The 26,272-nt window shown below is 45.1% G+C and carries 33 protein-coding genes; 14 read left to right on the plus strand and 19 right to left on the minus strand.

Annotated elements, in window-relative coordinates; translation table 11 throughout:
* Positions 1–96 precede the first annotated feature (96 nt).
* The gene (locus tag MKX40_RS18665; RefSeq protein ID WP_339234908.1) at positions 97–1,164 is read right to left on the minus strand and encodes an ankyrin repeat domain-containing protein; all 1,068 of its coding nucleotides are present in this window, start codon (positions 1,162–1,164) and stop codon (positions 97–99) included.
* Between the two features lie 69 nt (positions 1,165–1,233).
* Complete coding sequence (locus MKX40_RS18670) at positions 1,234–1,503, minus strand: DUF6809 family protein (protein ID WP_339234910.1); 270 nt, start codon at positions 1,501–1,503, stop codon at positions 1,234–1,236.
* A gap of 260 nt (positions 1,504–1,763) precedes the next feature.
* On the opposite strand from MKX40_RS18670, the gene MKX40_RS18675 reads away from it, so the two are divergent.
* The gene (locus tag MKX40_RS18675) at positions 1,764–2,744 is read left to right on the plus strand and encodes a serine hydrolase (protein WP_339234913.1); all 981 of its coding nucleotides are present in this window, start codon (positions 1,764–1,766) and stop codon (positions 2,742–2,744) included.
* A gap of 97 nt (positions 2,745–2,841) precedes the next feature.
* Here the strand turns inward: MKX40_RS18675 and MKX40_RS18680 are convergent, their stop codons facing one another.
* Positions 2,842–3,864 carry a serine hydrolase gene (locus MKX40_RS18680; RefSeq protein ID WP_339234916.1) on the minus strand — a complete coding sequence of 341 codons (1,023 nt, stop codon included), beginning with the start codon at positions 3,862–3,864 and terminating at the stop codon, positions 2,842–2,844.
* Between the two features lie 147 nt (positions 3,865–4,011).
* Positions 4,012–4,605, minus strand: coding sequence for a TetR/AcrR family transcriptional regulator (locus MKX40_RS18685; RefSeq protein ID WP_339234919.1), 594 nt, complete (start codon positions 4,603–4,605; stop codon positions 4,012–4,014).
* Positions 4,606–4,712: 107 nt separating this feature from the next.
* On the opposite strand from MKX40_RS18685, the gene MKX40_RS18690 reads away from it, so the two are divergent.
* Entirely contained in the window at positions 4,713–5,726 is a 1,014-nt protein-coding gene (locus tag MKX40_RS18690; protein ID WP_339234921.1) for an alpha/beta hydrolase, read from the plus strand.
* 149 nt (positions 5,727–5,875) lie between these two features.
* Here MKX40_RS18690 and MKX40_RS18695 read toward each other — a convergent pair whose 3' ends face one another.
* On the minus strand, positions 5,876–6,604 hold the full coding sequence (locus MKX40_RS18695) for a DUF1361 domain-containing protein (protein ID WP_339234923.1): 729 nt from the start codon (positions 6,602–6,604) through the stop codon (positions 5,876–5,878).
* A 281-nt stretch (positions 6,605–6,885) separates the two neighbouring features.
* Between MKX40_RS18695 and MKX40_RS18700 the strand changes: the two genes are divergently transcribed.
* A complete protein-coding gene (locus tag MKX40_RS18700; protein ID WP_339243129.1) occupies positions 6,886–7,509 on the plus strand; it encodes a spore coat protein in 624 nt (207 codons plus the stop codon).
* 242 nt (positions 7,510–7,751) lie between these two features.
* A complete protein-coding gene (locus MKX40_RS18705) occupies positions 7,752–8,705 on the plus strand; it encodes a hypothetical protein (protein WP_339234925.1) in 954 nt (317 codons plus the stop codon).
* Positions 8,706–8,804: 99 nt separating this feature from the next.
* Here the strand turns inward: MKX40_RS18705 and MKX40_RS18710 are convergent, their stop codons facing one another.
* Positions 8,805–9,740, minus strand: a complete 936-nt coding sequence (locus tag MKX40_RS18710; RefSeq protein ID WP_339234927.1) for a sigma-70 family RNA polymerase sigma factor — start codon at positions 9,738–9,740, stop codon at positions 8,805–8,807.
* A 33-nt stretch (positions 9,741–9,773) separates the two neighbouring features.
* Entirely contained in the window at positions 9,774–10,220 is a 447-nt protein-coding gene (locus tag MKX40_RS18715; protein ID WP_339234929.1) for a carboxymuconolactone decarboxylase family protein, read from the minus strand.
* A 299-nt stretch (positions 10,221–10,519) separates the two neighbouring features.
* On the opposite strand from MKX40_RS18715, the gene MKX40_RS18720 reads away from it, so the two are divergent.
* Positions 10,520–11,563, plus strand: coding sequence for an aromatic ring-hydroxylating dioxygenase subunit alpha (locus MKX40_RS18720; protein ID WP_339234931.1), 1,044 nt, complete (start codon positions 10,520–10,522; stop codon positions 11,561–11,563).
* 223 nt (positions 11,564–11,786) lie between these two features.
* Here the strand turns inward: MKX40_RS18720 and MKX40_RS18725 are convergent, their stop codons facing one another.
* The 3 genes from MKX40_RS18725 to MKX40_RS18735 all read right to left on the minus strand — a co-directional run bounded on the left by MKX40_RS18725 (position 11,787) and on the right by MKX40_RS18735 (position 13,822).
* The gene (locus tag MKX40_RS18725; protein WP_339234934.1) at positions 11,787–12,620 is read right to left on the minus strand and encodes a cupin domain-containing protein; all 834 of its coding nucleotides are present in this window, start codon (positions 12,618–12,620) and stop codon (positions 11,787–11,789) included.
* Positions 12,621–12,771: 151 nt separating this feature from the next.
* The gene (locus MKX40_RS18730; protein WP_339234937.1) at positions 12,772–13,428 is read right to left on the minus strand and encodes a hypothetical protein; all 657 of its coding nucleotides are present in this window, start codon (positions 13,426–13,428) and stop codon (positions 12,772–12,774) included.
* Positions 13,429–13,522: 94 nt separating this feature from the next.
* On the minus strand, positions 13,523–13,822 hold the full coding sequence (locus MKX40_RS18735) for a hypothetical protein (protein ID WP_339234939.1): 300 nt from the start codon (positions 13,820–13,822) through the stop codon (positions 13,523–13,525).
* Positions 13,823–13,930: 108 nt separating this feature from the next.
* Here MKX40_RS18735 and MKX40_RS18740 point away from each other — a divergent pair, with 108 nt between their 5' ends.
* On the plus strand, positions 13,931–14,248 hold the full coding sequence (locus tag MKX40_RS18740; RefSeq protein WP_339234942.1) for a hypothetical protein: 318 nt from the start codon (positions 13,931–13,933) through the stop codon (positions 14,246–14,248).
* Between the two features lie 95 nt (positions 14,249–14,343).
* Here MKX40_RS18740 and MKX40_RS18745 read toward each other — a convergent pair whose 3' ends face one another.
* From MKX40_RS18745 to MKX40_RS18780, 8 genes are read right to left on the minus strand one after another with little or no spacing between them, the layout of a single operon-like run.
* Entirely contained in the window at positions 14,344–14,955 is a 612-nt protein-coding gene (locus MKX40_RS18745; RefSeq protein ID WP_339234945.1) for an SMI1/KNR4 family protein, read from the minus strand.
* Positions 14,955–15,089, minus strand: coding sequence for a hypothetical protein (locus MKX40_RS18750; RefSeq protein ID WP_339234947.1), 135 nt, complete (start codon positions 15,087–15,089; stop codon positions 14,955–14,957). Before MKX40_RS18750 ends, MKX40_RS18745 begins: the two co-directional genes overlap by 1 nt.
* 5 nt (positions 15,090–15,094) lie before the next feature.
* Positions 15,095–15,397 carry a hypothetical protein gene (locus tag MKX40_RS18755; RefSeq protein WP_339234950.1) on the minus strand — a complete coding sequence of 101 codons (303 nt, stop codon included), beginning with the start codon at positions 15,395–15,397 and terminating at the stop codon, positions 15,095–15,097.
* A 32-nt stretch (positions 15,398–15,429) separates the two neighbouring features.
* Positions 15,430–16,731, minus strand: a complete 1,302-nt coding sequence (locus MKX40_RS18760) for a hypothetical protein (protein WP_339234952.1) — start codon at positions 16,729–16,731, stop codon at positions 15,430–15,432.
* A 20-nt stretch (positions 16,732–16,751) separates the two neighbouring features.
* On the minus strand, positions 16,752–17,486 hold the full coding sequence (locus MKX40_RS18765) for a hypothetical protein (RefSeq protein WP_339234955.1): 735 nt from the start codon (positions 17,484–17,486) through the stop codon (positions 16,752–16,754).
* Positions 17,487–17,530: 44 nt separating this feature from the next.
* On the minus strand, positions 17,531–18,091 hold the full coding sequence (locus MKX40_RS18770) for a hypothetical protein (RefSeq protein WP_339234957.1): 561 nt from the start codon (positions 18,089–18,091) through the stop codon (positions 17,531–17,533).
* Complete coding sequence (locus MKX40_RS18775; RefSeq protein WP_339234959.1) at positions 18,088–18,738, minus strand: hypothetical protein; 651 nt, start codon at positions 18,736–18,738, stop codon at positions 18,088–18,090. The genes MKX40_RS18770 and MKX40_RS18775 overlap by 4 nt, the downstream gene beginning before the upstream one ends.
* A gap of 47 nt (positions 18,739–18,785) precedes the next feature.
* Positions 18,786–19,394 (minus strand): hypothetical protein, encoded by a 609-nt coding sequence (locus MKX40_RS18780; RefSeq protein WP_339234961.1) that lies wholly within the window; start codon positions 19,392–19,394, stop codon positions 18,786–18,788.
* Between the two features lie 279 nt (positions 19,395–19,673).
* Between MKX40_RS18780 and MKX40_RS18785 the strand changes: the two genes are divergently transcribed.
* Positions 19,674–20,663, plus strand: a complete 990-nt coding sequence (locus MKX40_RS18785) for a multicopper oxidase domain-containing protein (RefSeq protein WP_339234963.1) — start codon at positions 19,674–19,676, stop codon at positions 20,661–20,663.
* Between the two features lie 54 nt (positions 20,664–20,717).
* Positions 20,718–21,422, plus strand: coding sequence for a Crp/Fnr family transcriptional regulator (locus MKX40_RS18790; RefSeq protein WP_339234966.1), 705 nt, complete (start codon positions 20,718–20,720; stop codon positions 21,420–21,422).
* A gap of 103 nt (positions 21,423–21,525) precedes the next feature.
* On the opposite strand, the gene MKX40_RS18795 is transcribed toward MKX40_RS18790, so the two are convergent.
* Positions 21,526–22,248, minus strand: a complete 723-nt coding sequence (locus MKX40_RS18795; RefSeq protein ID WP_339234968.1) for a ZIP family metal transporter — start codon at positions 22,246–22,248, stop codon at positions 21,526–21,528.
* A 184-nt stretch (positions 22,249–22,432) separates the two neighbouring features.
* On the opposite strand from MKX40_RS18795, the gene MKX40_RS18800 reads away from it, so the two are divergent.
* The 6 genes from MKX40_RS18800 to MKX40_RS18825 all read left to right on the plus strand — a co-directional run bounded on the left by MKX40_RS18800 (position 22,433) and on the right by MKX40_RS18825 (position 26,173).
* A complete protein-coding gene (locus MKX40_RS18800; protein ID WP_339234970.1) occupies positions 22,433–23,134 on the plus strand; it encodes a Crp/Fnr family transcriptional regulator in 702 nt (233 codons plus the stop codon).
* A gap of 239 nt (positions 23,135–23,373) precedes the next feature.
* Positions 23,374–23,607: a DUF2249 domain-containing protein gene (locus MKX40_RS18805; protein WP_339234973.1), complete on the plus strand. Its 234-nt coding sequence runs from the start codon at positions 23,374–23,376 to the stop codon at positions 23,605–23,607.
* A gap of 17 nt (positions 23,608–23,624) precedes the next feature.
* Positions 23,625–24,005 carry a hypothetical protein gene (locus MKX40_RS18810; protein WP_339234975.1) on the plus strand — a complete coding sequence of 127 codons (381 nt, stop codon included), beginning with the start codon at positions 23,625–23,627 and terminating at the stop codon, positions 24,003–24,005.
* Positions 23,992–24,597 carry a DUF2249 domain-containing protein gene (locus MKX40_RS18815; RefSeq protein WP_339234978.1) on the plus strand — a complete coding sequence of 202 codons (606 nt, stop codon included), beginning with the start codon at positions 23,992–23,994 and terminating at the stop codon, positions 24,595–24,597. The genes MKX40_RS18810 and MKX40_RS18815 overlap by 14 nt, the downstream gene beginning before the upstream one ends.
* 13 nt (positions 24,598–24,610) lie before the next feature.
* Positions 24,611–25,843, plus strand: a complete 1,233-nt coding sequence (locus MKX40_RS18820) for a hypothetical protein (protein ID WP_339234981.1) — start codon at positions 24,611–24,613, stop codon at positions 25,841–25,843.
* A gap of 30 nt (positions 25,844–25,873) precedes the next feature.
* Complete coding sequence (locus tag MKX40_RS18825; RefSeq protein WP_339234983.1) at positions 25,874–26,173, plus strand: metal-sulfur cluster assembly factor; 300 nt, start codon at positions 25,874–25,876, stop codon at positions 26,171–26,173.
* Positions 26,174–26,272: the final 99 nt, after the last annotated feature.

Here is a 26,272-nt window from a genome sequence, read left to right on the forward strand (position 1 = left end):
GAAAATTTTCCTATATTAACATGTTCATAATAGTAAAGAACCTCTCCCATTATGATCATAGGAAAGAGGTTCATGGAATTCTCGTGTATACTCCATCTAATTCAGGATATCCTCTATAGCTGTATCTGGATTTAACATGAACTCTTCAAAGGTAGCTATCGTTCCATGTTCTTGATGTTCAATATCCGCATATCCCATCATTTTTTTGCTCGGATTCCAGACAATCAGGATATGTGAGTATTGATCGATATCCGAGGAAATACGCAGTAGCTTCTGTCTGCCCATTTTCATCTCTACGGTATCGATCAGATGAAAGAATTCTATATATCGGATGCCTGATTCACTATCTGGCAAGTCTATTCTTCGGGGTCCACTAGTTAGAAAATCAATAAGTTGCTGGGGAAGTTTATAAGACTTTAATGCATGCAATTTGTTGCTCATATCATGAAATTCTTGAGGTTCATGCCCCTTTAGGTATTCAGCCATTTCTTCATTTTTCTGACTCACTGCGATCGTGTACGCTCGCTCTCCATCCTTCTCCTGAATGGTCACATCTGCTCCCTGGTCCACCAGATATCGAACCATCTTCATGTTATTAAGTCTTGCAGCTACCGTGAGAGGTGTCGCCTTATACGGGTATACCATATCCGGTTCATTGTAATTGACATCCACTCCTTGATCCAGCAAGTACTGAATTGTCTTCATATCGTGATCAGCTACCGCTTTCCGCAACGTTTTGCCTCCATATTTACGAATATCCAACCCCAGTTCATTCAGCACGGTTATATTCTTTTTGTTACCATAGTAGGCTTCATCATATGCACTGGATTTGACCCGATTAAGTCCATTTAACTTGGCACCTTGCTGGTACAGGTATCGCACCATTTCTTCTCCACAATATCTAACTGCCTTCAGGATCGCCGAATTATTTTTGACATTCAGATTAACTCCATGCTCGACCAACAACTTAACCACTTCCAGCTGATTGCAGATTAAGGCAAGGTCGAGTGGCGTTAATGCTATGTATTTGCTGAGTGTGATCTCTTCTTCAAGACCCATGCCCTGTTTAATGAATTGTTCTACAGCATCGGTGTCTCCATCATATATTGCCCTGGCATGATCAGGAAGCGTTTCGAACGATCCTTGATTTCCGATTTTGAACAAGAAAGATTCCCCCTATCACTTTTTACTAACTTCTTCTATATAATCACTTGTTGTGAAAAATCAAAAATATTAGCTTGAGTATCCACTCTCGATCATAATCAACGTCCCAATTTTGAAACCACTCGCAAAAGCCTCTTTTGAATGCATTAAGTGAACTTGATCCATCATTTCAAACAATATCTCCAACTGTTTAAAGTCATCCTCCGAAATTTTTCTCTGGAATTTTCCAATATAAGTTGAAATTTCCTTATTAATAGATCGATACTCCGCATCTTTAGGAACAATATTCTCTTCAGGTCTCAGATTACCGTAATACAACTCTTCTATTATATTTCCCACATCACAGCCCCCTTTCTCTTATAAATGTCTTGTGCTCTTCTCATGACAATTATATAAGATTGACAGACAATACTGGGGTTTTATGCAGTATTCGCATGTGATTCTTATCGCCTTCAACGAAAATCGTATTTTACATGCTTGCTTTGAAATAATAATGGAGTGCTTGTTGAGCCCTACCTCAGGAGTATGCTAAGATAATGGACACCTATTTCTACAAAATTCAAAATTCTATTACAAATCAACCGTACAGAAAGGACACTATGAATCCTTCATTACTGTCATCCAAGTTACAACAGATCATTCCACCGCTGGATCTGCGAAGCTGCCTCGTCAGTGTACGCGGTGAGCTTATGTACGAACACTACCGCAACCAAGAGGCTGCGACCGATATTGCAAAAATCAATTCCTGTACCAAGAGTGTGGTATCCGCACTCATCTGTATAGCGATGGATAAAGGCTTGTTGCCAGAGGCATCAGCCCCAATCTCTACCTTTTTCCCACAGTTGACATCCGATCCTGACCCGCGTAAGCCAGCAATCACACTGGAACAACTACTCACCATGACAGCTGGATTCAACTGGGATGAGTTCGGCGGGCAGAATTCATTTCCTCGCATGACCCGCACCGATCATTGGGTGGATTTTGCGTTGGAACAACGGTTAAGTCATGTACCGGGTACACATATGGAGTACAACTCAGGAGTATCACAGATCCTATCCGCTATTCTGTTGCAAAATGCAGGTATGAACGTTGCCGCGTTCGCAGAACGTTATCTTTTTGAGCCGCTGGGAATTAAGGATTATGAATGGGAAAGCGACCCCCAAGGTGTACACACCGGCGGATTCGGTCTTAAGATGTTACCCGTAGATCTGCTGAAATTTGGTCAGCTTTTTCTACAGCAAGGAATGTGGGAAGGGGAGTCTCTCATTTCTAGTCATCTCGTTACCCGTTCAACGCAGCCATTCATTACAGTCAGCCCACCTAATTACGGCAGTTATGCTTGGCATTGGTGGGTCGATGTCTATCCGAATGAAAGGTCTGTTGCCGAAGATATTGCTGCTGAGAACGACAGACCCAACCTCCATTATTATTACGCGCGAGGATTTGGTGGTCAGTATGTATATATTGTCCCTGAGCTGGAACTTGTTACGGTGTTAACCAATGACAAACGAAAGAAAGAGAAACCTCCGCTGGATGTTTTCCCTCGTTTAATCGCTCCTGAACTATGGAAAATGCTATAAATGCAGGCCGCTCTTGTATGTTGTTCGACCCATGGTCAGACCAATGAACCCCCAACCTATGAAGGCTTAACCAGCCCATAGGCTGAGGGTTTATTCGTCATACGAATGCCTCTTCGATGACAACCGTGATTGGATACGGACCAGACTCTTGATTCGAGAGCACAACCAGTTGTAGATCATAGTCTGGATACACGGAAGACATGAACGACACCCCTGGATCAAACCCCATGACATGAAATTTGAAAATCCCTTCCCCCTTGCGGTCAATCCAGATCCCCTGCCCATAATACACTTCATCCTCTTGATGAGCATGTGGAGTTAATAACTGCCGTGTTGTGTCAGCATTCAACAATTGGTGACCCAGCAAAGCATCCCAAAATCGAACCATATCCGGCGCTGTAACATAGGCTCCACCATCTGATCCACCTTTGACAGGAATGGAGAACATATTGGTGTTCCAGGAGCCATCTTCATGATCGATATACCCTAAAGCCGTGTTACGCGGAAGCTGATCTGTTACGAAATAACCGGAGTCCTTCATGCCACACGGTTTGAAAATGTGCTCTTCCACATAATCTGTAAACGACAGTCCTGAGTGTTGTTCCACAATAAGCCCCAGCACAATGAAACCCGCATTGTTGTAGTGAAAACATTCACCCGGAGCAGACTTCATCGGCAACTGCTGAAACATGGGCAGAAAGTCACTTAATCGCCGCATCGCGTAGACGGGTGTCTCTTTCCACAATTCCGAAAAGTCTTCCATCACTTCTTCATCAAAATAATCTGGAATACCCGACGTATGTGTTAACAATTGATGAATGGTAATTCCTTCGTCCCACTGCGGAAATTCCACATTCAACACATCCGTAAGCTTGGAATCAACAGATAACTTACCCGCTTCAATGAGCTGGCATATACTCACTGCCGTGAAGATCTTACATCCTGATGCAATACCGAACCGTGTATCCACCTGATTGGCAAGCTCTTCACTGCGATTCGCATAACCACGTTTCATATTCAAAAGGGTTTTCCCGCCTTGCTGGAGTAACACAACACCCGAAAAATTCACGCGTTCCATGACTTCTTCTATTTTCGTTGTCAGCTCTAATACATTCAACATTTTGTTATTCACCTACTTGTCTATGTATTCATTACATTCTCATTCTTAATTCTTCGTTATATCATCCTGCATACCTGCCAAATTTCCATAAAAAAGAAGAGTTACTCCCTTATAAAAGGAAATACCCCTTCTTCATACAAGGTAAGACTAAGTTGAACAAAGTATGCTTAAATGCTGTTCAATCACTTGTTCTACTCGTTTTACTGAAAGTCTATCTGGCTGCATTAGCATATGAATAGCGAGTCCATCCACAAGAGCATATAACTTCTCTATCTCCATCTCGACATCCAGATCAGGCGCTGTCATGCCTTGTTCCTCCAACTCCTGTATCACCCATTGAACCGATCGATACATCCCCTGATGCATCTCATCACTTAACTTTTTTAATTCGGGGTACACCAATAATTTGGCTGTAAACGAAAACCAGACCTCCATTTCCATCATTCTATCTTCGTCCAACGGGAGAAATTGCAAGAGCAGATTCTTCATATCCTGCAGTACAGATCCGCTCATCTGTAACGCCTCCACCCTTTTCTGTACCCTTTCTGCAAAAAGATTCATGCAAAAGGTGAACAATTCGGCCTGTGTGGCAAAATAATGACGCATGGAACCTACAGATAGTCCCGCTTCCTTTGCTATATTGCGAACTGTAGCATGCTCCAGTCCATGCTCTTGAATGACCCGGATTGCTGCATCAGCAACGACTTTCCTTTGAGCTTCATGATCTACGATTTTTGGCATGACAACATTATACACCAGACTTCTATTTTAGTAATACACTGTGCTATAATATATTTTAATACATTGTACTAAATAAAAACAGCTGTAGGAGAGGAATTTATAAGATCATGCTTACAACTATTCCGAGCAAAAAACGAAAGAGATTCAGAATTTTCACTATCATGGTGAAGCTACTCTGCACAGTGCTACTACTAATTGGTGCAGCATTCCTCTATGAGTGGTTTGCTTCGTCGCAGGCCAAAAAAGATTTTCCACCTCCGGGTACGTTAGTTCAAGTCGGCGGTTACCAACTGCACATTCATAAACAAGGCAATGGCTCGCCGACCATACTTATGGAGGCTGGAAGTGGTGAGACGAGTTTGTCGTGGAGAGACATTCCTGCGGCACTCGCCCAACATGCAACGGTGGTCACGTATGATCGTGCAGGATATGCCTGGAGTGAATCTGCCCCTACAGAACGTACAGGTGCGAATATCGTCAAAGAGTTACATGCAGCTCTCGAGAAGGAGAATATCCAGGGACCTTACATTATGGTAGGTCATTCCCTTGGTGGTATGTATGCCAGACTCTTTGCACAGACCTATACAAGTGAGGTTCAGAGCCTTGTCCTCATTGATGCGAGACCTGAGGATGATGAACAGAATACCAAGGCTTTGTTGGAACAGGCTCAGTTTCAGGGAAACCCGTCTGCCTCCTTCCTATCCTTACTAAAGTTATCAGGCTCTTTCAGAATATTTCCAGGCTTTTTGCTGGATGGTCTGGTTGCCAAGCAAGATCGAGATACTTTTGTTAATGTGATTGCCACCCCCTCCTATTTTCACGCCAAAGAAGATGAAGCCCTCCACGCTCATTCAACAGAAGATGCCATTCGTGGCCAAAATCTTGGATCAATGCCTGTACGTATCATTGCACGCGGACGTCCTCAAGACTATGCTCAAGCAGGGATTTCGGTTGAAATGGGGCAGAAGCTCGAATCCATGTGGCAATCGGGGCAGCGTAACATGTTGAATATATCGAAGGATAGTCAGCTCATCGTGGCCACCCGCAGTGGTCATATGGTTATCCACGATGAACCCGAACTAGTTGTGAAAACAATCCTAACGTTAATCTCTGGTAAGTAAAAAGTAAGGTGATTTTTCTCGGCAGATCCAGGGCTCGTTATAACGTTAAAGGGCTGTTCCAAAAGCCATATGTATGACTTGGAACAGCCCTTTCAACAATATATATTCAGCTTAGTTATATTTTGCTGCATGCCTCAAGGCAACATAATTTAGCGCAACGCTTGCAGGTCAACCTCAGGACTTCCTGCATTACTCTTCATATCACGGAGAGACCTCGTATTAATCAGATAATATAGTGTGGCATAGATTGTGATGATAAACGTGCCAAAGAACAGGCAAAATGCAAGAGACGGGCGGCTTACACTTTCGTGCATCAGCTCAATCAGCGTCTGGCGATTCGTCAGTGCATCCCAGCTATTCAGTCGATATACACGTCCAAGCAATACTCCATAACTTCCCAAAGCACAGCCTGCGAGTACAAAGATCCAAGATGCCCAGCGTCCGATTCGGTGATAGATCACTTCCTGAAGCTGATACATGGACAAGAAGCCAAGCAGGAGCCCCGTCCAGACAAACATTAAAACAACACTCAAGTCGTACCAATAGGTGTAGTCCACTCCATTTCCACCATAATACCGGGAACTTCTCGCTGTCAGATGAACCAAATCCGTAACAATGTAAGAAGAGTTGGGGAAAAATAATAACCACAGCAGCCCACTTGCGACTGCAAGCCATGCGGCACCTTTCCATTTCACATCAGATAGCAGATAGGATGCATAGGAGAACACAAAAGGAATCCAGCCCAAAAACAGATTCCAGATCAGGAAGCGGAAATAACGCTGATCCAGCCAATCTGCGGCTACATAGTACAAGCCCAGCGTTACGGCTGTGACCATACAAAGGAAAATAAATATGCGAATATAGTTCAGTTTTCTCAATGATTCTGACCTCACTTGATAAGATTTCATTTCATTGCCGAAAAGCGATGAATTCTTCCTTATTCTTTTCAACACGTAAATTCAATCCACAGTTATCCTACTACACCCCAATCGGTCTCCTTCAACTTAATCTCGATCAAACCTGTTCCTATTTGTGCTTACGCTTTTATCCATACGTATTACATAATTTCACTACTCTCCAAGCATACTAGAATCATACCATTTACCAAAGGAGAATCAAATTACCAATGAATCCAAATTCGATGAACCCTCAAAATGCAATGCAGCACAGCTTGAATACAAATCCAAATATCAGCCCTAACATGAATCATGGCGGTCATGAGATGTTCGATGTACACGAGATCCTGTCCTCCACCATTAACGTGCTGGATCAATATATGATCTTCCGTTCATTCGTGCAAAGCCAGGAACTGATTGGCATTCTGGACCGGCAGTATAACTTCATTTTATCCCAGTACAATCTGACAGCAGAGTGTTTTGCATCCGGACAGAAGCCTCATCAAGAGACGGCAACCTACATGATCCCCAACATCGTACCGCCAGTATATGGCCTTAAGCCATCAGCACCGAAAAAGCCAAACCAGAGCCTGGCTGATGTAAAGGATGCCGGGATTAGCGGTCATATGCTTGGACTCATTAAATCACATGCGAGTTTGCTCGGCATGTCCTGCAGCGAGATCACGAACGGAACGGTTCGCCGTGTCATCGCTTCACAGATCCAGCATTTTATCGAAATGGCTTATGAAATTTTCATGTTCCAGAATAAAAACGCCTATTATCAAGTGCCTCAACTCACTGCAAGTGATACACAACAGATGCTTCAGGCATATATCCCAGCAACCGGAGCACCTCAGATGCCTAACAGCAGTAAACCACTTCATTAAGTTAGAACATAAAGTCTGAAGACCCAGAACAGTCTCTTCAACCCATTTGGGTTTTAGGGGCTGTTTTTTGCTTATTTACAATCATTTTCCTACTGAGGACTCTTGATTCGGTTACCAGAAACTGGTTTAATCAATGACAAACCCGTACTTAGTCAACTTACGGATCATACATATAGAATACGGTGAAATGCCGTTATACGAGAATTCAAATGGCTTTTTCTTATTTATAGGGAGGTATACGAATGAGATGGAAGCAACCTGCTAAACTTGGTTTACTGGCTATGGCTCTCGGCTGTACTGCCATCGGCTCAACACTTGTGACCTCAACAACACTGGCTGCACCCGTTTCCGCTTCCAAAGCGGTGTATCATCAATTCCAAACGTATCGAACGGAAGCAGCGAAATCCACAGCAAGTGTGGCTAAAGCACGTAAATACCTGATGAATCATATCGACAAAGTCGGTCCTTGGCAGGCAACATTAATGACGCTGCAACTGGAGAATATGCAGAATATGAAGCTGGCGGATATGGATCACCAAATGTATACGGAACAGTTTCAACAAGCCCTATCTCAAGCCCATGAACAACTTGGTTACGAACAGAAGCTTACATATAGTCGTCTGCTGCAAGAAATTAAAGATCCGACAGTGAGGAAGGTTCTGCAAGAAGCATCTGATCTCGGATTCAAACTGGAAACCAGTGAAGGCTTGTATTACCCTATCATCAATTATGAGATCTACCAAAAGTTCAAACCGTTTGTTAAGGCTGATATCGCTGCATACATCGACATTATGGCTACCGAATCCAATCAAATGACGACTGCAGATGCTGGCATTATCATCTCTTGGAATGAATTAATTCAGCGTATATTGGAGAAAGAGGCCTTTCTGAACAACTTCCCGAATTCCAATCGCACCTCAACAGTGAAGCAGTGGTTATTTGTAGAATATCTGTTTTACGGAAGTGACAACACGCCTGTATATGATTGGTACACGGATGAAGAAATCCGCACCATGGACCCTGAGGTGAAAAAAGCTTACGAGAAAGCTTTGGCTAAGCGGGAGCCCAATACGGAGAGTGTTCTTCTCGATACCATGGAAAAGATTTTGCAGGTTCTGAATCAGAACAATGATGAGCTTACACCTGAAGTCCGAGCAATCATTGAACCTGTTCAACAACAATTTGCCCTTGATTAACCCGGATCGAGAAAAGCCAAATACAAATGCAGAAAAGCGGCACACCTTCTGAACGAGGTTGCCGCCTTTTTGCATTACATACCACACCTTACGTTTGGATCAAAGAGTTGAAGTGTCAATTGATGTAAGTTTGTTCGGATTAACGACGAGATAAATGCCCTCAATCCGCTCTCCTGAAGGGTCCAACCCCAAACAGAGCACCTCGGACAATTGTCCTTCTTTCATCAATGCAAGTTGAAGTTCACCATTCATCCACATCGGTACCCATTCTCTTTCACGCAATCGCGTAAGGACCCGCCGTGAGGTCAGAAGGGCAAGCACGCCTTTGTGAACGCTCATCGTTCTCATCACAGTATGCACAACGCCACCACCATCTGCTGTAAATACAGGCTGATCTGCCAGTAACTCGAGCATCGCAGCGACATCATAACGAAGGAAAGCCGTTGTAAAACGGCTGATTAATTCGCCCTTCGCTATCATATCGGCATCACTCTGCTCGATTGGTGGAAGTTTTTCAGGCAAGTTCCGTCTGGCGCGGCTAAAGATTTGACGGCAGTTACTCTCCGTTTTTCCCAGCCAATCCGCTATTTCAGAATAGTCATACCGGAAAGCTTCACGAAGTACAAAAACAGCCCGTTCAACAGGCGAGAGCCGCTCCAACATGACCAGATAGGCATAGGAAATCATCTCTTTCTTCTGCATCATTTCCTCAGGTATGTTTCCCGCCTTACTGTCTGCTATCGGTTCCGGAAGCCACTCTCCAACATAATTCTCCCTCTGGTTGCGGGCAGAATTGAGCAGGTTCAAACTTCGGTTCACCACGAGTCTGGCGATATAAGACTTCGGATTACGAATATCTTGATTAGCATTGCTCTGAATCCCCGCAAAACAATCTTGAACCATATCTTCAGCTTCTACCACACTGCCGAGCATGCGATAAGCGATTGAAAATGCATAATTTTTATACCGTATATACAGCTCACCAACATCCAGAGAAGACACTTCTGGTTCATTGGCGTGGAGATTGGAATTCATAAGAATGGCCTCCTCTGGCATGGTGCATGTATTTTAGTTAAAACAGCCCGGATACATCCCTGTTGTAATCGCAATCCGGTTCCAGTTGTTAATTGTGTTAATGGCCAGGATCAGATCCACCAGTTCGGCTTCACTGAAATGTTCACGAACCTTATTATACAACGCTAGGGGTACACCATGTTCCGAGATACGGGTCACTGCCTCAGCCAGCTCCAGCATAACACGTTCTTGATCCGTGAAGAAAGACACTTCACGCCACACACTCAGCAATAGAATATGATCCGCATAATCACCCAGTTTCATCAGATCTTTGGCATGCATATCTAGACAAAAGGCACAGCCATTGATCTGGGACACACGGATTTTTAACAACTCATACAATACTTTATTTTCGAATTGCCCGGATATATACTGCTCCATCGCCATCATCGCTTTAAAAGCGCCTGGACTCACTGCTCTGTAGTTGGTTCTTAAATTCATTTCATTCGCCTCCATCATTTGGTTTACATACTGTAGACAAACGATGGCCGGGATCTGTGACATACTTACGAAAATCTTTTTATTCCCACAAGCCTACAGATAACATATGATGTAAAGTAAACTCGAAAATTTCCGTGTTCATGTACGGTTTTTGCTGTACCGTTTGTGATTTCAACCAAAAATAGGTTGGATATATTGATACTTTGACTATAAGAGTAGTAACATACGGCTAATAAAGTTAACTTTTCTAACATAATAAAGAGAAATGTTTATTCATATTGGTAAGGAGTGTTTTTACTATGATAACTTCCAACGCAAACCCTAATACGTCCGAATTGCCTAGAGGTTGTACATTCACCGCTGAAGACTGGCATGTATTATCACAATATTGGTATCCGGTAGCACAAGCTAACGAAGTAACAGACAAACCACTTGCTGCTCAATTACTCGATGTGAAGCTGGTTCTCTATCGTAGTAATGATCAGGTTGTCGTAGCCAAGGATCTTTGTTTCCACCGCGGGGCCCCACTTAGCAAAGGCTGGGTAGAAAATGGTGAGATTGTCTGCCCTTATCACGGCTTCCGTTATAATTGTGAGGGTAAATGTACCGCAGTACCTGCACACCCAAGCTCCAAGATCTCGCCTAAGCTCAAACTTATTGTGTATCCCGCAGTTGAACGTTATGGTTTAATCTGGACCACTTTGGCGGGAACGGAAGAACAGATCCCCTCCTTCCCTGGATGGAATGATCCGGAATATATCAATATTTTGCCACCCAACTTTGATATTGCCGGTTCTTCTGGGCGACAAATGGAGGGATTCCTCGATGTATCCCATTTTGCCTATGTGCATACGGAAACGTTTGGTGACAAAAACAACACAGAAGTCCCTCAATACAAAGTGAAACGTGAAGGTAATGAGTTACTGGCCGAGTATTGGAGTACGGTGAGCAACTATGGCAAAGGGCAAGATCTTGTTGCTCCAGAAGGTTTCCAATGGTTGCGTGAGTTTCGGGTATTCCCGCCTTTTGCGGCTTCGCTGACGGTACATTTCCCAGGAGACGACAAGCTGAATATTCTGAATTGTGCTTCGCCGATCTCTGCTCGGTATACCCGTCTATTCTGTCCAATCACACGCAATTTTGACAAAGACGCTCCTATTGAAGACACAATCAAGTTTAATTTGCAGGTATTCGAAGAAGATCGCGAGATGGTCGAGTCACAGAAACCGGAGGATCTGCCCCTTGATCTGCATGCCGAGGCCCACATTCCCGCTGACCGTACTTCAATTGCTTATCGGCAATTATTAACGGAAATTGGTTTGGGACGAAATTACACATCGTAAGTAGATGTCTCAGATTCTTTAGATTTCTGGGCACGCTTTTAATCCTTGATTAAGACGCTACGATTCGTTAGCGCCTCATGCTTAGCTCTAAACACGGCTTTCCGCAAGTATGAAGACACCCTTTTTCAAGACAAAGAAACGTTCGCCAAGGAACGCTTCTTTGTCTATACCTTATTTAACTGAAGTACCTATGTGTACTATATAAACTTTGCTTAATAAACCGTCATCTTCCCTCTTGATTATTGGTATTCACAGGAAGCTCTCTATAATACGGACAACCCGGTTCGTGGATGATACGTGGATCGACCCAAGTACCCCAGTATGGAAGACGGTTTACGTAAGGTTGCATATTGGGCTGAGTATTTGGCGGCATGTTTGGTTGCATGTTGGGCTGTGCATTGGGTTGTGTGTTTGGTTGCATGTTGGGCTGAGCATTGGGCTGCATGTTTGGTTGTACATTAGGCATTACGTACGGCTGATGATTCACATTCGGAGCACTGTTAGAGATAGGGGCAGTGGACGTCATACAATCTGCCGGCGGGCCAATAATCACTGTTTTTTGAATGGGGGCCAGCGCTTCTTGAACTTTTTTCTCGTCCAGACAGTACGTATAAGCCAGAAGTTTGGCAGGTGTAAGTCGCAAGATGTCTGAACCAAATATCGCTTCAGGCACGGGTGCATCGAAGATCGCCAGTAAATGCGTATGATCTGCAGTAGCCACTTCATAATGCCACCAGCCTTGAGGTACATTCGCCACTTGCCCCGGAGTAATTGGGAAATGAAGCAACTCATTGGTGAACGGATTGATGAGGGACACAACGGCAGAACCGCTGATGCAATATACCAGTTCGGTCGCATTCTGATGAATATGTGGTTCAACCACATTGCCTGTGTTAAGGAAAATATCCAGTAAGGAAGTATTGCCCAGTGTGTTTAACTGGTTGATGGAGAGAGAGTTAATATAGTTGTCCTCATCCTTCTTGAATAACGGATTGTTGCTTAAATCGTAAGTAAATTGGGTGGTTGGTAAAGTATAATCCATGGTTGAGGTTGCCAAAATAAAACGCCTGCCCTTCGCTCTCGGTTTAGGTCATAACCTATATATCAGCTTATGCCCAGTGCCCAGAGACGTGAGCCCATTTCTGCCAAGTTTTTATCGCATAACAAATATCCCTGACTCAGATACACGGAGCAGGGATATTTGGCTATTATAATTCTTCTTTGTCGGAGATGTCCTCCCAACTGATCCCTAATGGAGTACTGTCCAGATTTACACTCTGAAGCCAGGTCATTCGCTTGACTATCTCCGGCATTCCTTCGATTAAACTATTCGTTATACTCAGATACCGCAGTTTCTTCAACTGCTCCAGCTCGGGTGGGATTTCACGAATGCCAGAGTAACTTATATCCAGACTCACAAGTTCACTCAATTCGCCAATCTCGGCTGGAATATGTTTCAGACCCAGATCCGACTTCTCCTTTGGCTTCCACCCGGTAGGAACATGATAAGAACTACCGCAATAAATTCTAAGCTCTCGAAGTTGTTTCAATTTTCCAATGTCTTGGTGAATGCCTTCCAAATCCGCTGTCATGATCTCCAATTCTTCCAATGATGTCAGTTCAAAAAGGGCTGGAGGAAGCGTATATACATCCTGCTCAAAAATCGTCAAACGTTTCAAATGCGTCAATTCCCGAATTCGTTCCGGAATCTCTTTCAAGAAATGTGAACTAATATTCAGCACATCAGCCTGATGCATGATGGCATCGTCCAACAGTCGATGAATATCACTCTGACGATCTAACTCGAAGAACAAGCCTGGAATACGCTCCATTAGCTCAATTGCTTCTTCTTGTGTAATGTGCATGCCATACATATGCTCATGAGCAACCGTGTAGAAGTAATCGCTCCCATCCTCTTTCAGAAAACAAAGATCATCCGGCAATGACGGATATAACCAGTCATGAAAGCGATGGGCTTCCTTCCTTAAGGACCTGCCCGGAATCAGGCGTGCACCGATATATGTAATAGATGCCCTCTGAGTACATCGCGCCGCTTAGCATCATCATTTCTTCCATCGTACTCTTTTCAATCAGATACGGCTCAAGTCTTTGTAACACTTTGGCAACCCTCTCAGGTGTATCTCCCTCAACATACTTTCGGTCAACCAGCATAAAACGATCTGTCTTCTCGATCAATTCGTCAATCAACAGTTCATAGGCAGTTCCACTTGGATCGGTGTGAAAAGCTACAACTACCATAGGTTCCTCCTCATGACTCTATATTGATTAATCTTCAATCTTCTGTATCACCTGCAACCATTGTGGCATAGGCTGATATCATCAATCCAGTTATTGGAGGCTTGTTACATGGCATACGGCCCTGGTTCAGTATCATCCCCGCAACCTGCGGGTTATCCTTACCCTTATTATCCACCACCACCGGCACCCTACCCTTACCCTTATCCCTATCCATACCCGCCCGTCGTTCCTGTTCCACTGCCATTTCCGATTGGTGGTCCTTGGTGGCATGGTGGCTATCCCGGCGGTGGTTACCCCGGTGGACACCCTGGTCATTTCCCAGGAGGTGGCTATCCCGGCGGACCTCACGGCGGTCCAGGTGGTCCAGGTGGACACGGAGGACCTCCAGGCGGAGGATTTCACGGACATCGTTTCTTTCAGTGGTAAACATGTGATTCATTCAAAGTCCAGGTTCAGATCAGATGAGAAGCTGCTTCAGCAGCTTCTTTATTCATCTAGAGCTATCCTCTAATCGTTTAGACTTAATATGTGATCTCATCCCTCACCTTCAGATTTCGGTTCGACATGCTGAGGAGATCTGTGAAGGTAGGGGTTAGATAATAGACAAAATCAGGATCATGCACGTACATAATAATCTGCCCATACGTCCCCTCTTCCGTTGGATCGAAATCGAGCATCAGATATAATGAACCTCCTGCGATCGTTGCAAATGGAATCCATGGTTTATGGAACAGGTATGGCTTGATCTCCGGGTCCAACTGACTGATCTCTTCCGCAGAATAATACTCTTCCAGCCTCTCATCCACTTCACAGAAATATTGTTTGGTCTCTCGAATCTCTTCCAATGACATCAGATAAAATGGCGTACAATGCCCAGCCTCAGCATCACCCGGGTACAGCACATGCAACCCGTAGCCACTGCCATCTTTGCCTTTGTAAAAAGCACGAAAATCAGCAGGCAATCTAATTCCATACTCCTTTTCGAACAAATCGAGACTTTCTTCGTATGCCCCATCCCGATGCTGATACTCTTCAAACAATTGGCGAATCTCTTGATCCTGTATTTTTTCATCAAGCAATCGATTCAGCTCGTCCATAAGTACGTTTAATGTTACATTCGACTCCGGTTTCACTAGGCCTCCCCTTTCTTAGCTACGCCATTCCCTTCTTGCACATATTGATGATATTCCCAGAATGCTTCTTCCTCTCCACCACCCTCGATCAGGATCATGACTGCGTAAGATAACAAATTAAGCCATTGTTCCATCAACACTACCTGCTCGTCCGAGATGAGATTGTTTCTGCGGAGCATGCCCTCGGGTTCAACAGCCCAGGCCCGTGCCATGTGAGTAATTCCCCATAGACAACCATGACTTCCCGATCCAGTGTAGGCCGCGCAAGTTCTGGTGCCAGAACCCGTAATATCTCCATCAATTCATGAAAATTCTCCTCAATCAAATGTCCGCGAAAGGGACGCAGACTGCCAGTAAAACCGTTCTGCATCTTGGGATGACTCAGATCATCATAGGAAAAAGCATGACATTTTAATAACATTACAGCCTCTTCACGTTCCATACATTCACCCCTAACCAGCTCATCATGCTACCTCACCAGCGCAGAGGTTCTTCTCCACGCCACAATACATACCGCTCTAACTCACGTAGTGTACCTGTGCCGATCCCATACTCGTCCATCTCGTTGGAATGAAGATTGAGCACATGCAACATGCCACCATAGGTACCTACTGCCAACTTGGACTGCTCAGGGGATACAGCCAGAGAATAGATCGTACTGCCCACAAAATGACGCCATACTTCCTCACCCTCGCCATTCACACAGTACAGGTAACCATATGCATCTCCAAGCACCATGCCCGCCTCTATTTCCACTGCCGCATACACACGTGCATTCTCATCCATGACTGGCCAGTCTTCCTTCGTTTCGTTACCTGGTATATCTTCCAGCGGAACCTGTATCGTGACCCCATTATAGAAATGACATGCGTTAAACCACACGCTCTGCTTAGCACTCATGAATGCGGCATAATGAGGGTAACTCGATTCCGGATAGAGGGAGTAAGTTTTGTTCACCTGACGGTCCATCACCATATGATTGCTCCCTTGGCTACCATAGGCAATCCATCGGCCATCCCGAGATACCGCTGCATGTCCCATATCTATCTGTGTATCCTCTAACTCATACTCTTCGATCTCTGCCAGATCGGGATGAAGCAAGGTCACCTCAGCTTGTGTGACCAGATATATCCCATATCGTGATTGTATGAGTAGTGCTCTGCCTGCATCCATAGGGATAAGTCCCTCAAGTGTCCGTTCGGGATGCTCACAGTCCGCAAGCGATTCGATCCGAGGAAAGGAAGACTGTATCCGGGCTTGAATATCCTCCCAACGATATGTTGCCAACTCCTGTCCTTCCAACCTGCGATCAGGCTGACGGATGACGCGAATCCCATCCGGTCCTGCAAGCGCATAGTCCAATCCGTCTGATGAACACCCTGCAAAAGTATACGAAGGAATCAACTGCCATCCGTGCTGATCCATCGTATAGACCTGACCCTTCTCCGTGAAGATACCCGTATTACATACACACGTTTCCTCATTCAGATAACCTACAACTTTGACCGCTTGCATGGAAGACTGAAAGGCCTCGCTCAATGGCCATGTTGCTGCGGGCAGCTCACGTCGGAGCACCTCCAAGTCACCGTGGAGATTGGCTTGTCTCACCATATGGAGCACTTTAGTACTCATTCCGCTTCTGGAGTCTCCCTCCAGCTCGGCTTCGTCTGGTTGCTCTCCCTCCATGCTTCTCCGTACAAATGCATTGACATCCCTTGCATAACGCTTGCCTTCATTGCGCCATTGTTCCGCGATGTCTTCCTTTAACCAACTCATCTGTTCCCCTCCACCCTAACCTATTCATATGCCGTGCAATGATGTGCTTGCAAAAACAGACTGATATCGTTATCTGTGGCCTCTTCAGTCCCGCTTTTTTCTTCATAAAATAAGGCAACTTCTCTCCCCGTTGCATAGTTAAAACGTACATATCCGCCCATTGACGCCATAAACAGCTTGCACATGTATTCATTCTCCAACACAGCGTCCCACTCGTATTCCGTTTTACACTTCTCCGCCAGAGCCATCATTGAAATTCCCTGTTCCAGACCTGTAAAGTGGTAAAACGTATGTTTCCGCAGCTCATTCCACGGTTCATAGTATCGAGGCGTTATCGGTGTATCCTGATGGTAATACCCACAATAGATCCGATCCAGCGTTTTGCCAAATTCAGTCTCCGAGCATGTCCATAAGGTGATATTCTCATCATGACGCGGTAGCCATAACAGCCCCTCAACTTCCGGATGAACAGCAAGGAAATCTCCATCTACAGAACTGCCGATGGTAATGCACTGCTCAAGTTGATGCTGACTTATAGGCGATTCATCCGTATGTATCCAAAAATCATATTCAACAAAAGGCTTCAACACTTCCGGGTCCGGTCTTTGCACATTCATCCAGCCCGTGTATGTGCCTTCCCCGTATTGTTCAATCCAGTTACAGTATGACAAAGGTAGTGAGATGGCATGCTGTTGTTCAAAGTGATCCAGTTCCTCTGCTGGAACCGGCTTAAGTGCACGGGATACGATATACATTGTTTTGGCATCTCCCATCTCAATTTGGTTCATTCGTTACAGATCTAAGCCAGTTCTTCCTGTATAATGTCAGTCCATACCCCTTTACGATTCAGAATACGAATAGCAAAGGCATCATATCCATCACGTTTGACCTGATCAAAATGCATGCGCTCTCCCGTAATCAGTTCATATGCACCATTTTCATCTACATCTTCGCCGAACTCTTCATCCCAAGGCACATTGTAGTAGGCCGTCAATTCCACCTCAAAGATGTCCTCTCCTTCAACATCCAGATAAGGGCGAAGAGGTCTGTCACGTAGTGTTTCTTCCGAATAGTTCTCACATAACATGGCATCATATCCGTGCTTAGCGGCATCAATGAGCAGGTAACGTTCACCTGTGACGGTATGCTCCGCATATACAAGAAGCGGTGTCGAATCATGCCAGGTAATCAGATCATCTTCCGTCAAGTCACCATAATAAAAAATATGGAATTTATCATGACCATCACTCGTTAGAAGCTTGCCTTTCCACTCCACTTCCTCGGACTTAACGTCCTCTTCTTTTCTTGTCAAACCTTCCAGATAAACAGGTCCGTGTTGTACACCATACTCATTCATCATCTCGCCTCCGATTTGTTCATTCGAATAGTAACTACTTTGTGCTCCTCATCCACCGTCAGTTTCACATCGATGTTTAACTTGTCACGGAATAGCGCCGTAATATTGATATAAGGATCGCGAGCAGCTTCGCTGCCACTCCCACTGGTACGGCTCATTCCCTGATGAATTATGGACTTCACCAATTCGTTATCCGCTTTGCCAGTATTATCGTAGGTATAGACGATCTGCCCATCCTGATCATACAGATTTAAGACCGTTGAGAAGTCATTGGCATTCTCGTACTTTCTCTCGGTCTGCACGTAGTTATGGTCCGTATGTTCATAGTTCACAGTACCATCCAGATATGGATTGTCCCCACCGGGCTTCACTTCATACTCCCGATAGGCCAGATTAAACAGGTATTGGATATGACTCATATCAATCCGGTAATAAAACTGACGGTTATCCTCTTGTTTATCCATCGCTGCAAAACTGTTAATCAGCGGCCAGGCTGCATAGGACTTGCCATTCACATCAACCGCGAGAGCATAGTCAGATAAAACTGTCTGTTTTTGAAATACACCATAAGTCTGTAAAATAAAATAAGCCGGAATCATCAACATACCCAGAATGATTGCAAAAATAGTTAATTTCAATCGTAGTTTCATGTTTTACTCTCCCTTGCAGCGTTAACGCTTCATCTTCGCTTTCAGTCTCATCCAGTCTTGTGCTGAAGCTTCGACAGTGTACGAACAACCACATCCCTGTTCTTCGCATCCTTAATATAAGCTGGGATACTGTGTGAAGCTGTTTTTAAAGGCATATTTCCAGGTTTTTCACGCAGATCTGCGGAAATATATGCGATGAGATAATTTAAGTGCTCCCGATTCACTGCCCATATTATTTTTCCTCTGAACTCATCCAGGAAGTATAACTCCAACCCGAATACAGGATCTTTCCCTGCACGAATCTCGGAAAAACACCTGCCGTACATCGGCTTCGCATGTAATTCAACCTGATTAACAGAACCACAATGTGGACATTCCACATGCGATGATCGGTGGGACGTCTTCTTCTCGTCTGTGACCTCCACGTTAAACCAACGTTCACATACAGCGCAATTCCCCTTGGCTCTATATTGATACACTGGTTCTTCAAGAGCTTGAGCGTAGCATTCAAAACACTTCCATCCCAGTTGATTGTTCCGTTGTTCTATAGATGCGTGCCCACCGCATTGGGGACATTTCACATCAACCTGCTCGCCCCGACGAAGTACCGCATAGAAACTGTACTTATACGCACCTTCATCTTCGAAACGTTTCATTCCGTATCCACCCTTCCTTCTGTAACTAAGATATACACAGCCTGAAAATACGTAACATTTACCAATCCATCTCTCTAAAATTATATGTAACTCCGTTCCTCAGCACAAGAATGGAAGCCAGATTGTTGAAAATGGCTCTAATAAGACATACCCAAGTGTGTGCCCCGTCACACCAGCTCCTGCCTCAATAACGTAATCTATAACTAAATAAATACTGGATTGAAAGTATACCTGCTTTTTATATTGTGAAAAAAATCACTTAGAAAAGGTTGTGCACCTATGTTTTCCTTCATAAATGTATATAAATGGTCACTCCTATTCGCCATATTCACTGCAACTCTCTCTCACTGTAGTTCCACCGATACGATTAAACCTGTTCACAACGATGAAGTGTCCTCCTCTGCGGCCAGTCAACCCCCGGTGGACCCAATCATCCGCAGAGAAGGAACTACGGTATATATTGAAATGACGGCTCAGGTTACAGACATCGAAATCTCCGAGGGTGTGATCTACAACGCCTGGACATTTAATGGTACTGTTCCGGGACCCGTCCTGCGAGTGACCGAGGGGGATACCTTGGTGTTCACACTAAAAAATAAAGATTCCAGCTTGCCTCACTCCATGGATTTTCACGCGGTACATGCCGCTCCCAGCAGCAAATTTATAGATGTTATGCCAGGTGAGAAAGGAACGTTCACCTATCCAACCTCCTCGCCCGGTGTATTCATGTATCACTGTGGAACCAAACCAGTGCTGGCCCATATTGCGAACGGCATGTATGGCATGATTATTGTGGAGCCAAAGGCTGGATACCCTTCCGATCACTTTGTTGATCGTGAGTATACCCTGGTTCAAAGTGAATGGTATAAAGAGCATGATTACGAAGCTTTTTTGAACGAAGAACCTGAATATGTCGTATTTAACGGCAATGATTATGGATTGACCAAGCACCCCCTGCTAGCCAAAGTTGGCGATACCGTGCGAATCTATGTCAGCAATGCCGGGCCCAATGAAGTCTCATCCTTCCACGTTGTAGGTACAATTATGGACCGTGTATATACCGATGGGAATCCACGCAATATCCAGTATGGAATACAGACGGTTATGCTTCCTGCAAGTGGTGGAGCTGTCGTGGAGTTTACCGTGACCGAAGAAGGCGATTATGCGATCGTAACCCACCAGTTCAATCATGTAGCCAAAGGAGCTGCTGCTGTTCTGCGTGTGACCAAGGATGGTAAAGATCATGGTGGATTCGCCATGTCTCACTAAAGACATAACAATAGGTAATGGCTGTACCCATCCTGAACATTTCGAGGTGATTATATGATGATCTGTGCGCACGAAGCGAAGGATACCTGTTTCTCCAAAGTATCTCTGTTCCAGCATCTGGATGAATCCGAAGCTGCATTGCTGAGCTCCCTTCTGCATACCCGCCGATATAACAAAGGTGAGATGGTTGTCCAGGAGGGCGAACGCTCAGATACGCTTTATGTGATTCATCAGGGATGTGTAAAGTTATCCAAATATAATGAAAATGGCAAAGAACATATTATCCGGTTTCTGTTTCCTGGAGATTTCTTCGGACAAGATTCCCTGTTACACCAAAAACCACATGCCGCGAACGCCGAAGTTCTGGAGCCTTCAGCCATCTGCTCCATCGGCAAGCATGATTTTGACCGGTTACTTGAACATGATCCAAAGCTTGTTTATCATTTCCTGCTTGCCATTTCCAACCTTCTGCGTGAAACCGATGAATGGAACTGCTCGCTTAGTGCCATGACAACGGAACAGAAGATTGCCAATCTGCTTCTGTTCTTCCACAACCGAAATCATGCAAGGCATGAGATCCGTTTGCCTGTCTTCAAAAAAGACATGGCTCTATTGCTTGGTATCACACCAGAGACGCTTAGTCGTAAACTCGCCATGATGCAAGCGCAGGGGCTTCTTCAGGTTACAGGGAACTGTATTCTTATTCTTCAATTGAAACAGCTCAGGGAAAGAATTGAACCGCCAGCGTTAAGCCAATGAACGTGGTAAGCAAGCTTGCAGGTGCGAGCAGTCTGTTTATGCCAAAAAGAGTATCCGTACAGAAGGGCTTCTGTTTGGATACTCTTTCGTATGGTCCAGTTATTCAGATATCCAACAACAGCGACACAAGCAGTCCCATGGATGCAATCAATCCCACTACTGGCCCGCCCTCTTCAAAGGCTTCCGGCATCATTGTTGAGCAGATCATGGCAATAATTCCGCCACCTGCAAATGCACCAATCGCTGCACCCATCTCTTTGGGAAGCTGCTCCAGAAACAGATAGCCCCCCAGTGCCGCAAGAGCAGAGATCAACAGGACACTCAGCCACATCAGCATGATTTTACCTCGACTGTACTTGCCCTGTAGCCCAACCGTACTGGACAGACCTTCAGGGATGTTGCTGACAAAGATCGATACCACCAGGACTACACTGACACCGTTGCCAGCTAGCAAGCTGGCTCCAAGCATGATGGATTCCGGGATCGCATCCATTACCGTTCCTGCAAAGATTCCAAGGCCGCTTTGATTGGAGTCTCCCGACTTTGCCGAACGTTTACGCCCTGCCCCTCCCTTTGCAGAGACGAGCAGGTCAAACAGCGTATACACAACAGCCCCCGCTGTAAATCCAATGGCTGTGGGTATAATACCTCCATCATTCAGCGCATCTCCGAGAAGTTCAAAGGTTGCAGCACCAATTAATGTTCCTGTTCCAAATGCCATGATCCAGCCAATGATTCGTTTGGGAATCTTCACAAACAATGCTGCGAGTGCGCCAATGACTACCGCTGAGGCAGAGATGCCGCCCCACATGAATGCAGTCCACATCCGGGTCGACCCCTCTCTTGTTCAATCATATTCTAGCTTCTATCATTCCATTAACCCTGGTTGAACAATCAAAAACAGTGATGTGGCTTTACGGTGATCTATATCACCTGATGTGTTTAAAAATCACGCTATGATAAAATGATGTCGTAGTTCAGAAATATGAGCACAGAGAGGAGAGATTCTCATGAGTAGGGTAAACAAAGATAACACAGCGGAGTTTCTGCAACAGTTCCCCATCTTCCAGGATCTTAGCCCCGAGGAATTAAAGCAAGTCGAAGACATCGCCATTTCCAGAAGCATTCAGAAGAAATCGGTTATTTTCAGCGAAGGAAGCGAAAAAGAAGCTGTTTTTTTCATACGTACCGGCATTGTAAAGGCCTACAAAACCGATGAGAACGGGCATGAACAGATCGTCTCTTTCCTCAAAACAGGAGATATGTTCCCACACACCGGTTTTTTTAACGCGCACCCCTACCCGGCTACTGCGGAAGCAATTACCCCTACCGAGCTACTTGCCATACCTGTGCGGCTTTTCGAACGATTAATGTTGAGTACACCCTCCATTGCGATCAAAATTATGCGTGTGCTCGGTGATAAAATACGAGAATTGCAGGATAAGTTACAGGTGCTCTCTGGTCAGGATGTGCGCAATCGTGTGCTTTCCTTCCTTCTCATGCTCGCAGAGCAGCACGGACACAAACATGAAGAACATATTGTCATCAATCTGCCCATGACCCATCAGGAGTTTGCCAATTCCATTGGTACAACCAGGGAAACAGCAAATCGGCTTTTGAACCAGCTTACAAAAGAGAATCTGCTCGAAGTAGATCGCAACCGGATTATCATTCATGATTTGCAAGCTTTGAAGCAGCAAAGGGATACTTGATCTCCCTGCACCCAGGCTACTTTATTTTTGGCCCACACTCTAACAATAAAACTGTGTTTACACAAAACGACCTTAGCGCCCGTAACCCACGTTAAGGTCTCTTTGTGTATGCAGAATTCAGTCATATTAAGGCGAGACAATGACATTACAAATATGTGAGCAGGCTCACACAGATCCCTCTTCACATTTCCTATAATCAAATTGCAACACCACACTAACCCTAATTGGAGGAATGACACATGAACACATACACAGCAACTATTAATGCCACGGAGTATGCACCGCATTTGAAACATAAAGTGATTTTCGAAACGTTTGATCAGTTGCGACCACAGGAATCCATGCTGCTCATTAACGATCACGATCCAAAGCCACTTCGATTCCAGTTCCAGTCCACACATCCGGATGGTTTCAACTGGGAATATATTGAGCAGGGCCCTACAACCTTCCAGGTCAAAATCAGCAAACTATAGATTGGAGCTAAACTGCGATGGCGCACGTTGAAATCATTGATGATACTACACTTCGCATCACGCTACGGCTGGAAGATGCCATAACCATGGTGCAGATGGCACAGCGTGAACAGGCCGAATATGCGCAAGAGATTATTACCATTTACGAAAAAATGCCAGTGTTCGAATATACTCATTTCTGTTTTTACGCCTATGACAGTGCAAGACTATTTGAACAGATGCTCGGCATGGACCCCAAATCTTATCTGTCCTTCTCCCTCGATGCGCCGGATTCATTCTTCTATGCACTGTACGGTGGGATGGCCGGCCTGTATGAATCATCTCTACAGTTAGTACAGCAGACGGCTGGAACTGGAGCTGGAGCAGGATTGGATGTGAACGCACATGTATCCATCTGATGTTCATGTTGTTGAATTGGATGTGCGTCCTCATCTGAGTAACAAGCTGGAGCCGTTTCAGCTGATTATGGACACGGTCAAAGGCCTTCAGCGTGACGATGTGTTTGTACTACACGCTCCATTCAAGCCAACACCTCTGCTCGGTATTCTCAAGCTGAAAGGATACTCCAGCACATCGGAACGAAAGGCTTCAGATCACTGGGTCACCACGTTTGTGCACAAAAAAAATAAAACCGGTGCAAAGGCAATTTCTGCAATGGTTTTATCTGGATCAGAAGTTAATTTAGAACCTGATTCAGATGAAGAATCAGCTTCATGCCATGGACATCCAGAGGAGCAACCTGCTGCATTTAAAAACCTTGAATCTCTACAGGCTCCCACCATTATACTGGACAATCGCGGATTGGAACCGCCACAACCCATGGTGAGAACACTCGCAGCTCTGGATCGTTGCAAGTCTGGGGAAGTCGTGCTGATCCACAATGACCGTGTACCTGTATTCCTGATTGAAGAGTTGAATAATCTCGGTTGCACCTACACGGTTGAAGATCAAACCGATGGCACAGCCAAAGTGAGAATTGAAAAAGGGTAAGGAGGCGAAAGCCATGTCCAGGTTGCCGTTTCTTTTTATCATCACGGGCATCTTTGGATTTGTAATGTATCATGCCTTCTCCCTGCTCTCGCTGACAGGCTGGCTTGGTGATGAACTCAGAGGACCCGAAGGCTGGTTTCATGCTCATTTGTTTGTGCTTGGATGGGCAACGATGCTGGCTATGGGTGCGATATATCAGTTGATACATGTTATTTTGCAATCCAATATCTATAGTCTGTTTCTCGGTTATTGTCATTATTTCTTGTTCAGTATCGGTATCGTGGGCATGTTATATGGCTTCATTCATGCTGATGTCATCTGGATTGCCGGTTCTGCTGCACTCGCGCTCTCTGGCATTCTGTTGTTCGGATGGAATATGGCTATTACCCTCTTCCGGGCTTCACAATGGAATCCGGTAACGATCAGCGCAGCTTGTTCCTGTCTTTATCTGGTTCTTACCGGGTTGTCCGGTATGCTGATGGGTCTGAATTTTGCCTTTGGTGATTGGATTGGGTTGCATGAACGCTTGTTCGGCGCACACATCTGGATGGGTACACTCGGCTGGTTTGGCATGTTAATTACCGGTTTCAGTTACAAAATGCTGCCCATGTTCTACCTGTCCCACAATTATTCCATTCGATTACAGAAAGTGGTTCTGGTTCTGTGGAACGCAGCTGTAATCGCAGGCGTTGTTGCATTTCTCACTGGGCTCAAGGGAGGTTGGCTCTGGTTCGCGCTACTTCTCCTTACTGCAGCCTTACTCATCTATGTGTATCACTTGGAGCAAATTCAGGAGAAACGACACAAAAGCAACCCAGGTCCAGGCATTCGCTGGTCTGTGTATGTAAGCCGTGCATTTGCCGCATATGCTGTCGCCCTACTGATCTATTCCGCACAAGGGACTGAACTGCTGCTCCATCCACGTGTTGTTCTGTTGTCTGGATGGATATATCTCGGGGGCTGGGTGTCTCTCACCATACTTGGCTATGCCTCCAAAATCGTGCCTTTTCTGTGGTGGACCCACAAATATGGCAAGCAGGCAGGCAGACCCGGAACACCGCTGATGGCAGGTATGCTGAGTGAACGGTATGTCAATTGGGGTATGCTCGCCATGGTGGCTGGAAGCCTGCTGCTTGTTAGTGGAATTCTGATTAATCTGGCGGAGGTCATGATGGTTGGTGGAACGATTTTGTCTCTTGTCTCCATCGTTTATATCGCAAATATTGCTTTGGTATTCAGACGTTAAAATTATGAAATCGATCGGAGCGTGGAAAAGGTGGAACAAACGACGCATTTACTCGAATGTCTCAAGGAAGTGTATGACCCTGAATTAGGTGTCAATATCGTTGACTTGGGTCTGGTGTATGAAGTAAGAGAAGAACCTGAACGAGTACATGTGCGGATGACACTGACTACACCAGGTTGTCCGCTGCACGATACCATCGTTGGTGCGGTGAAGTGGGTTTTGCAGGAAAATACGGGCAAGACTGATATTGATGTTCAAGTCGTGTGGGAGCCACAGTGGTCTCCACAGCGGATGTCGAATGAAGCCAAGGAAATGCTAGGATACTTCTAGGCCGAATGACGATAGACCGGATGAATGAACAAGTTGCTGACGGAATATGAAAAAGCATACCTGATATCTGATGTTCTCTCAGACCCAGGTATGCTTTTT

The organism is Paenibacillus sp. FSL R5-0517, from assembly GCF_037974355.1.
Lineage (GTDB): Bacteria > Bacillota > Bacilli > Paenibacillales > Paenibacillaceae > Paenibacillus.

Bases quoted from the DNA above. Each gene is read 5' to 3' on its own strand.
- MKX40_RS18675 (WP_339234913.1), top strand. From the start codon at position 1,764: ATGAATCCTTCATTACTGTCATCCAAGTTACAACAGATCATTCCACCG.
- MKX40_RS18680 (WP_339234916.1), bottom strand. From the start codon at position 3,864: ATGTTGAATGTATTAGAGCTGACAACGAAAATAGAAGAAGTCATGGAA.
- MKX40_RS18685 (WP_339234919.1), bottom strand. From the start codon at position 4,605: ATGCCAAAAATCGTAGATCATGAAGCTCAAAGGAAAGTCGTTGCTGAT.
- MKX40_RS18690 (WP_339234921.1), top strand. From the start codon at position 4,713: ATGCTTACAACTATTCCGAGCAAAAAACGAAAGAGATTCAGAATTTTC.
- MKX40_RS18700 (WP_339243129.1), top strand. From the start codon at position 6,886: ATGCAGCACAGCTTGAATACAAATCCAAATATCAGCCCTAACATGAAT.
- MKX40_RS18705 (WP_339234925.1), top strand. From the start codon at position 7,752: ATGAGATGGAAGCAACCTGCTAAACTTGGTTTACTGGCTATGGCTCTC.
- MKX40_RS18710 (WP_339234927.1), bottom strand. From the start codon at position 9,740: ATGAATTCCAATCTCCACGCCAATGAACCAGAAGTGTCTTCTCTGGAT.
- MKX40_RS18715 (WP_339234929.1), bottom strand. From the start codon at position 10,220: ATGAATTTAAGAACCAACTACAGAGCAGTGAGTCCAGGCGCTTTTAAA.
- MKX40_RS18720 (WP_339234931.1), top strand. From the start codon at position 10,520: ATGATAACTTCCAACGCAAACCCTAATACGTCCGAATTGCCTAGAGGT.
- MKX40_RS18730 (WP_339234937.1), bottom strand. From the start codon at position 13,428: ATGCACATTACACAAGAAGAAGCAATTGAGCTAATGGAGCGTATTCCA.
- MKX40_RS18735 (WP_339234939.1), bottom strand. From the start codon at position 13,822: ATGGTAGTTGTAGCTTTTCACACCGATCCAAGTGGAACTGCCTATGAA.
- MKX40_RS18740 (WP_339234942.1), top strand. From the start codon at position 13,931: ATGGCATACGGCCCTGGTTCAGTATCATCCCCGCAACCTGCGGGTTAT.
- MKX40_RS18750 (WP_339234947.1), bottom strand. From the start codon at position 15,089: ATGGAACAATGGCTTAATTTGTTATCTTACGCAGTCATGATCCTGATC.
- MKX40_RS18755 (WP_339234950.1), bottom strand. From the start codon at position 15,397: ATGGAACGTGAAGAGGCTGTAATGTTATTAAAATGTCATGCTTTTTCC.
- MKX40_RS18760 (WP_339234952.1), bottom strand. From the start codon at position 16,731: ATGAGTTGGTTAAAGGAAGACATCGCGGAACAATGGCGCAATGAAGGC.
- MKX40_RS18765 (WP_339234955.1), bottom strand. From the start codon at position 17,486: ATGTATATCGTATCCCGTGCACTTAAGCCGGTTCCAGCAGAGGAACTG.
- MKX40_RS18770 (WP_339234957.1), bottom strand. From the start codon at position 18,091: ATGATGAATGAGTATGGTGTACAACACGGACCTGTTTATCTGGAAGGT.
- MKX40_RS18775 (WP_339234959.1), bottom strand. From the start codon at position 18,738: ATGAAACTACGATTGAAATTAACTATTTTTGCAATCATTCTGGGTATG.
- MKX40_RS18780 (WP_339234961.1), bottom strand. From the start codon at position 19,394: ATGAAACGTTTCGAAGATGAAGGTGCGTATAAGTACAGTTTCTATGCG.
- MKX40_RS18785 (WP_339234963.1), top strand. From the start codon at position 19,674: ATGTTTTCCTTCATAAATGTATATAAATGGTCACTCCTATTCGCCATA.
- MKX40_RS18790 (WP_339234966.1), top strand. From the start codon at position 20,718: ATGATGATCTGTGCGCACGAAGCGAAGGATACCTGTTTCTCCAAAGTA.
- MKX40_RS18795 (WP_339234968.1), bottom strand. From the start codon at position 22,248: ATGTGGACTGCATTCATGTGGGGCGGCATCTCTGCCTCAGCGGTAGTC.
- MKX40_RS18800 (WP_339234970.1), top strand. From the start codon at position 22,433: ATGAGTAGGGTAAACAAAGATAACACAGCGGAGTTTCTGCAACAGTTC.
- MKX40_RS18805 (WP_339234973.1), top strand. From the start codon at position 23,374: ATGAACACATACACAGCAACTATTAATGCCACGGAGTATGCACCGCAT.
- MKX40_RS18810 (WP_339234975.1), top strand. From the start codon at position 23,625: ATGGCGCACGTTGAAATCATTGATGATACTACACTTCGCATCACGCTA.
- MKX40_RS18815 (WP_339234978.1), top strand. From the start codon at position 23,992: ATGTATCCATCTGATGTTCATGTTGTTGAATTGGATGTGCGTCCTCAT.
- MKX40_RS18820 (WP_339234981.1), top strand. From the start codon at position 24,611: ATGTCCAGGTTGCCGTTTCTTTTTATCATCACGGGCATCTTTGGATTT.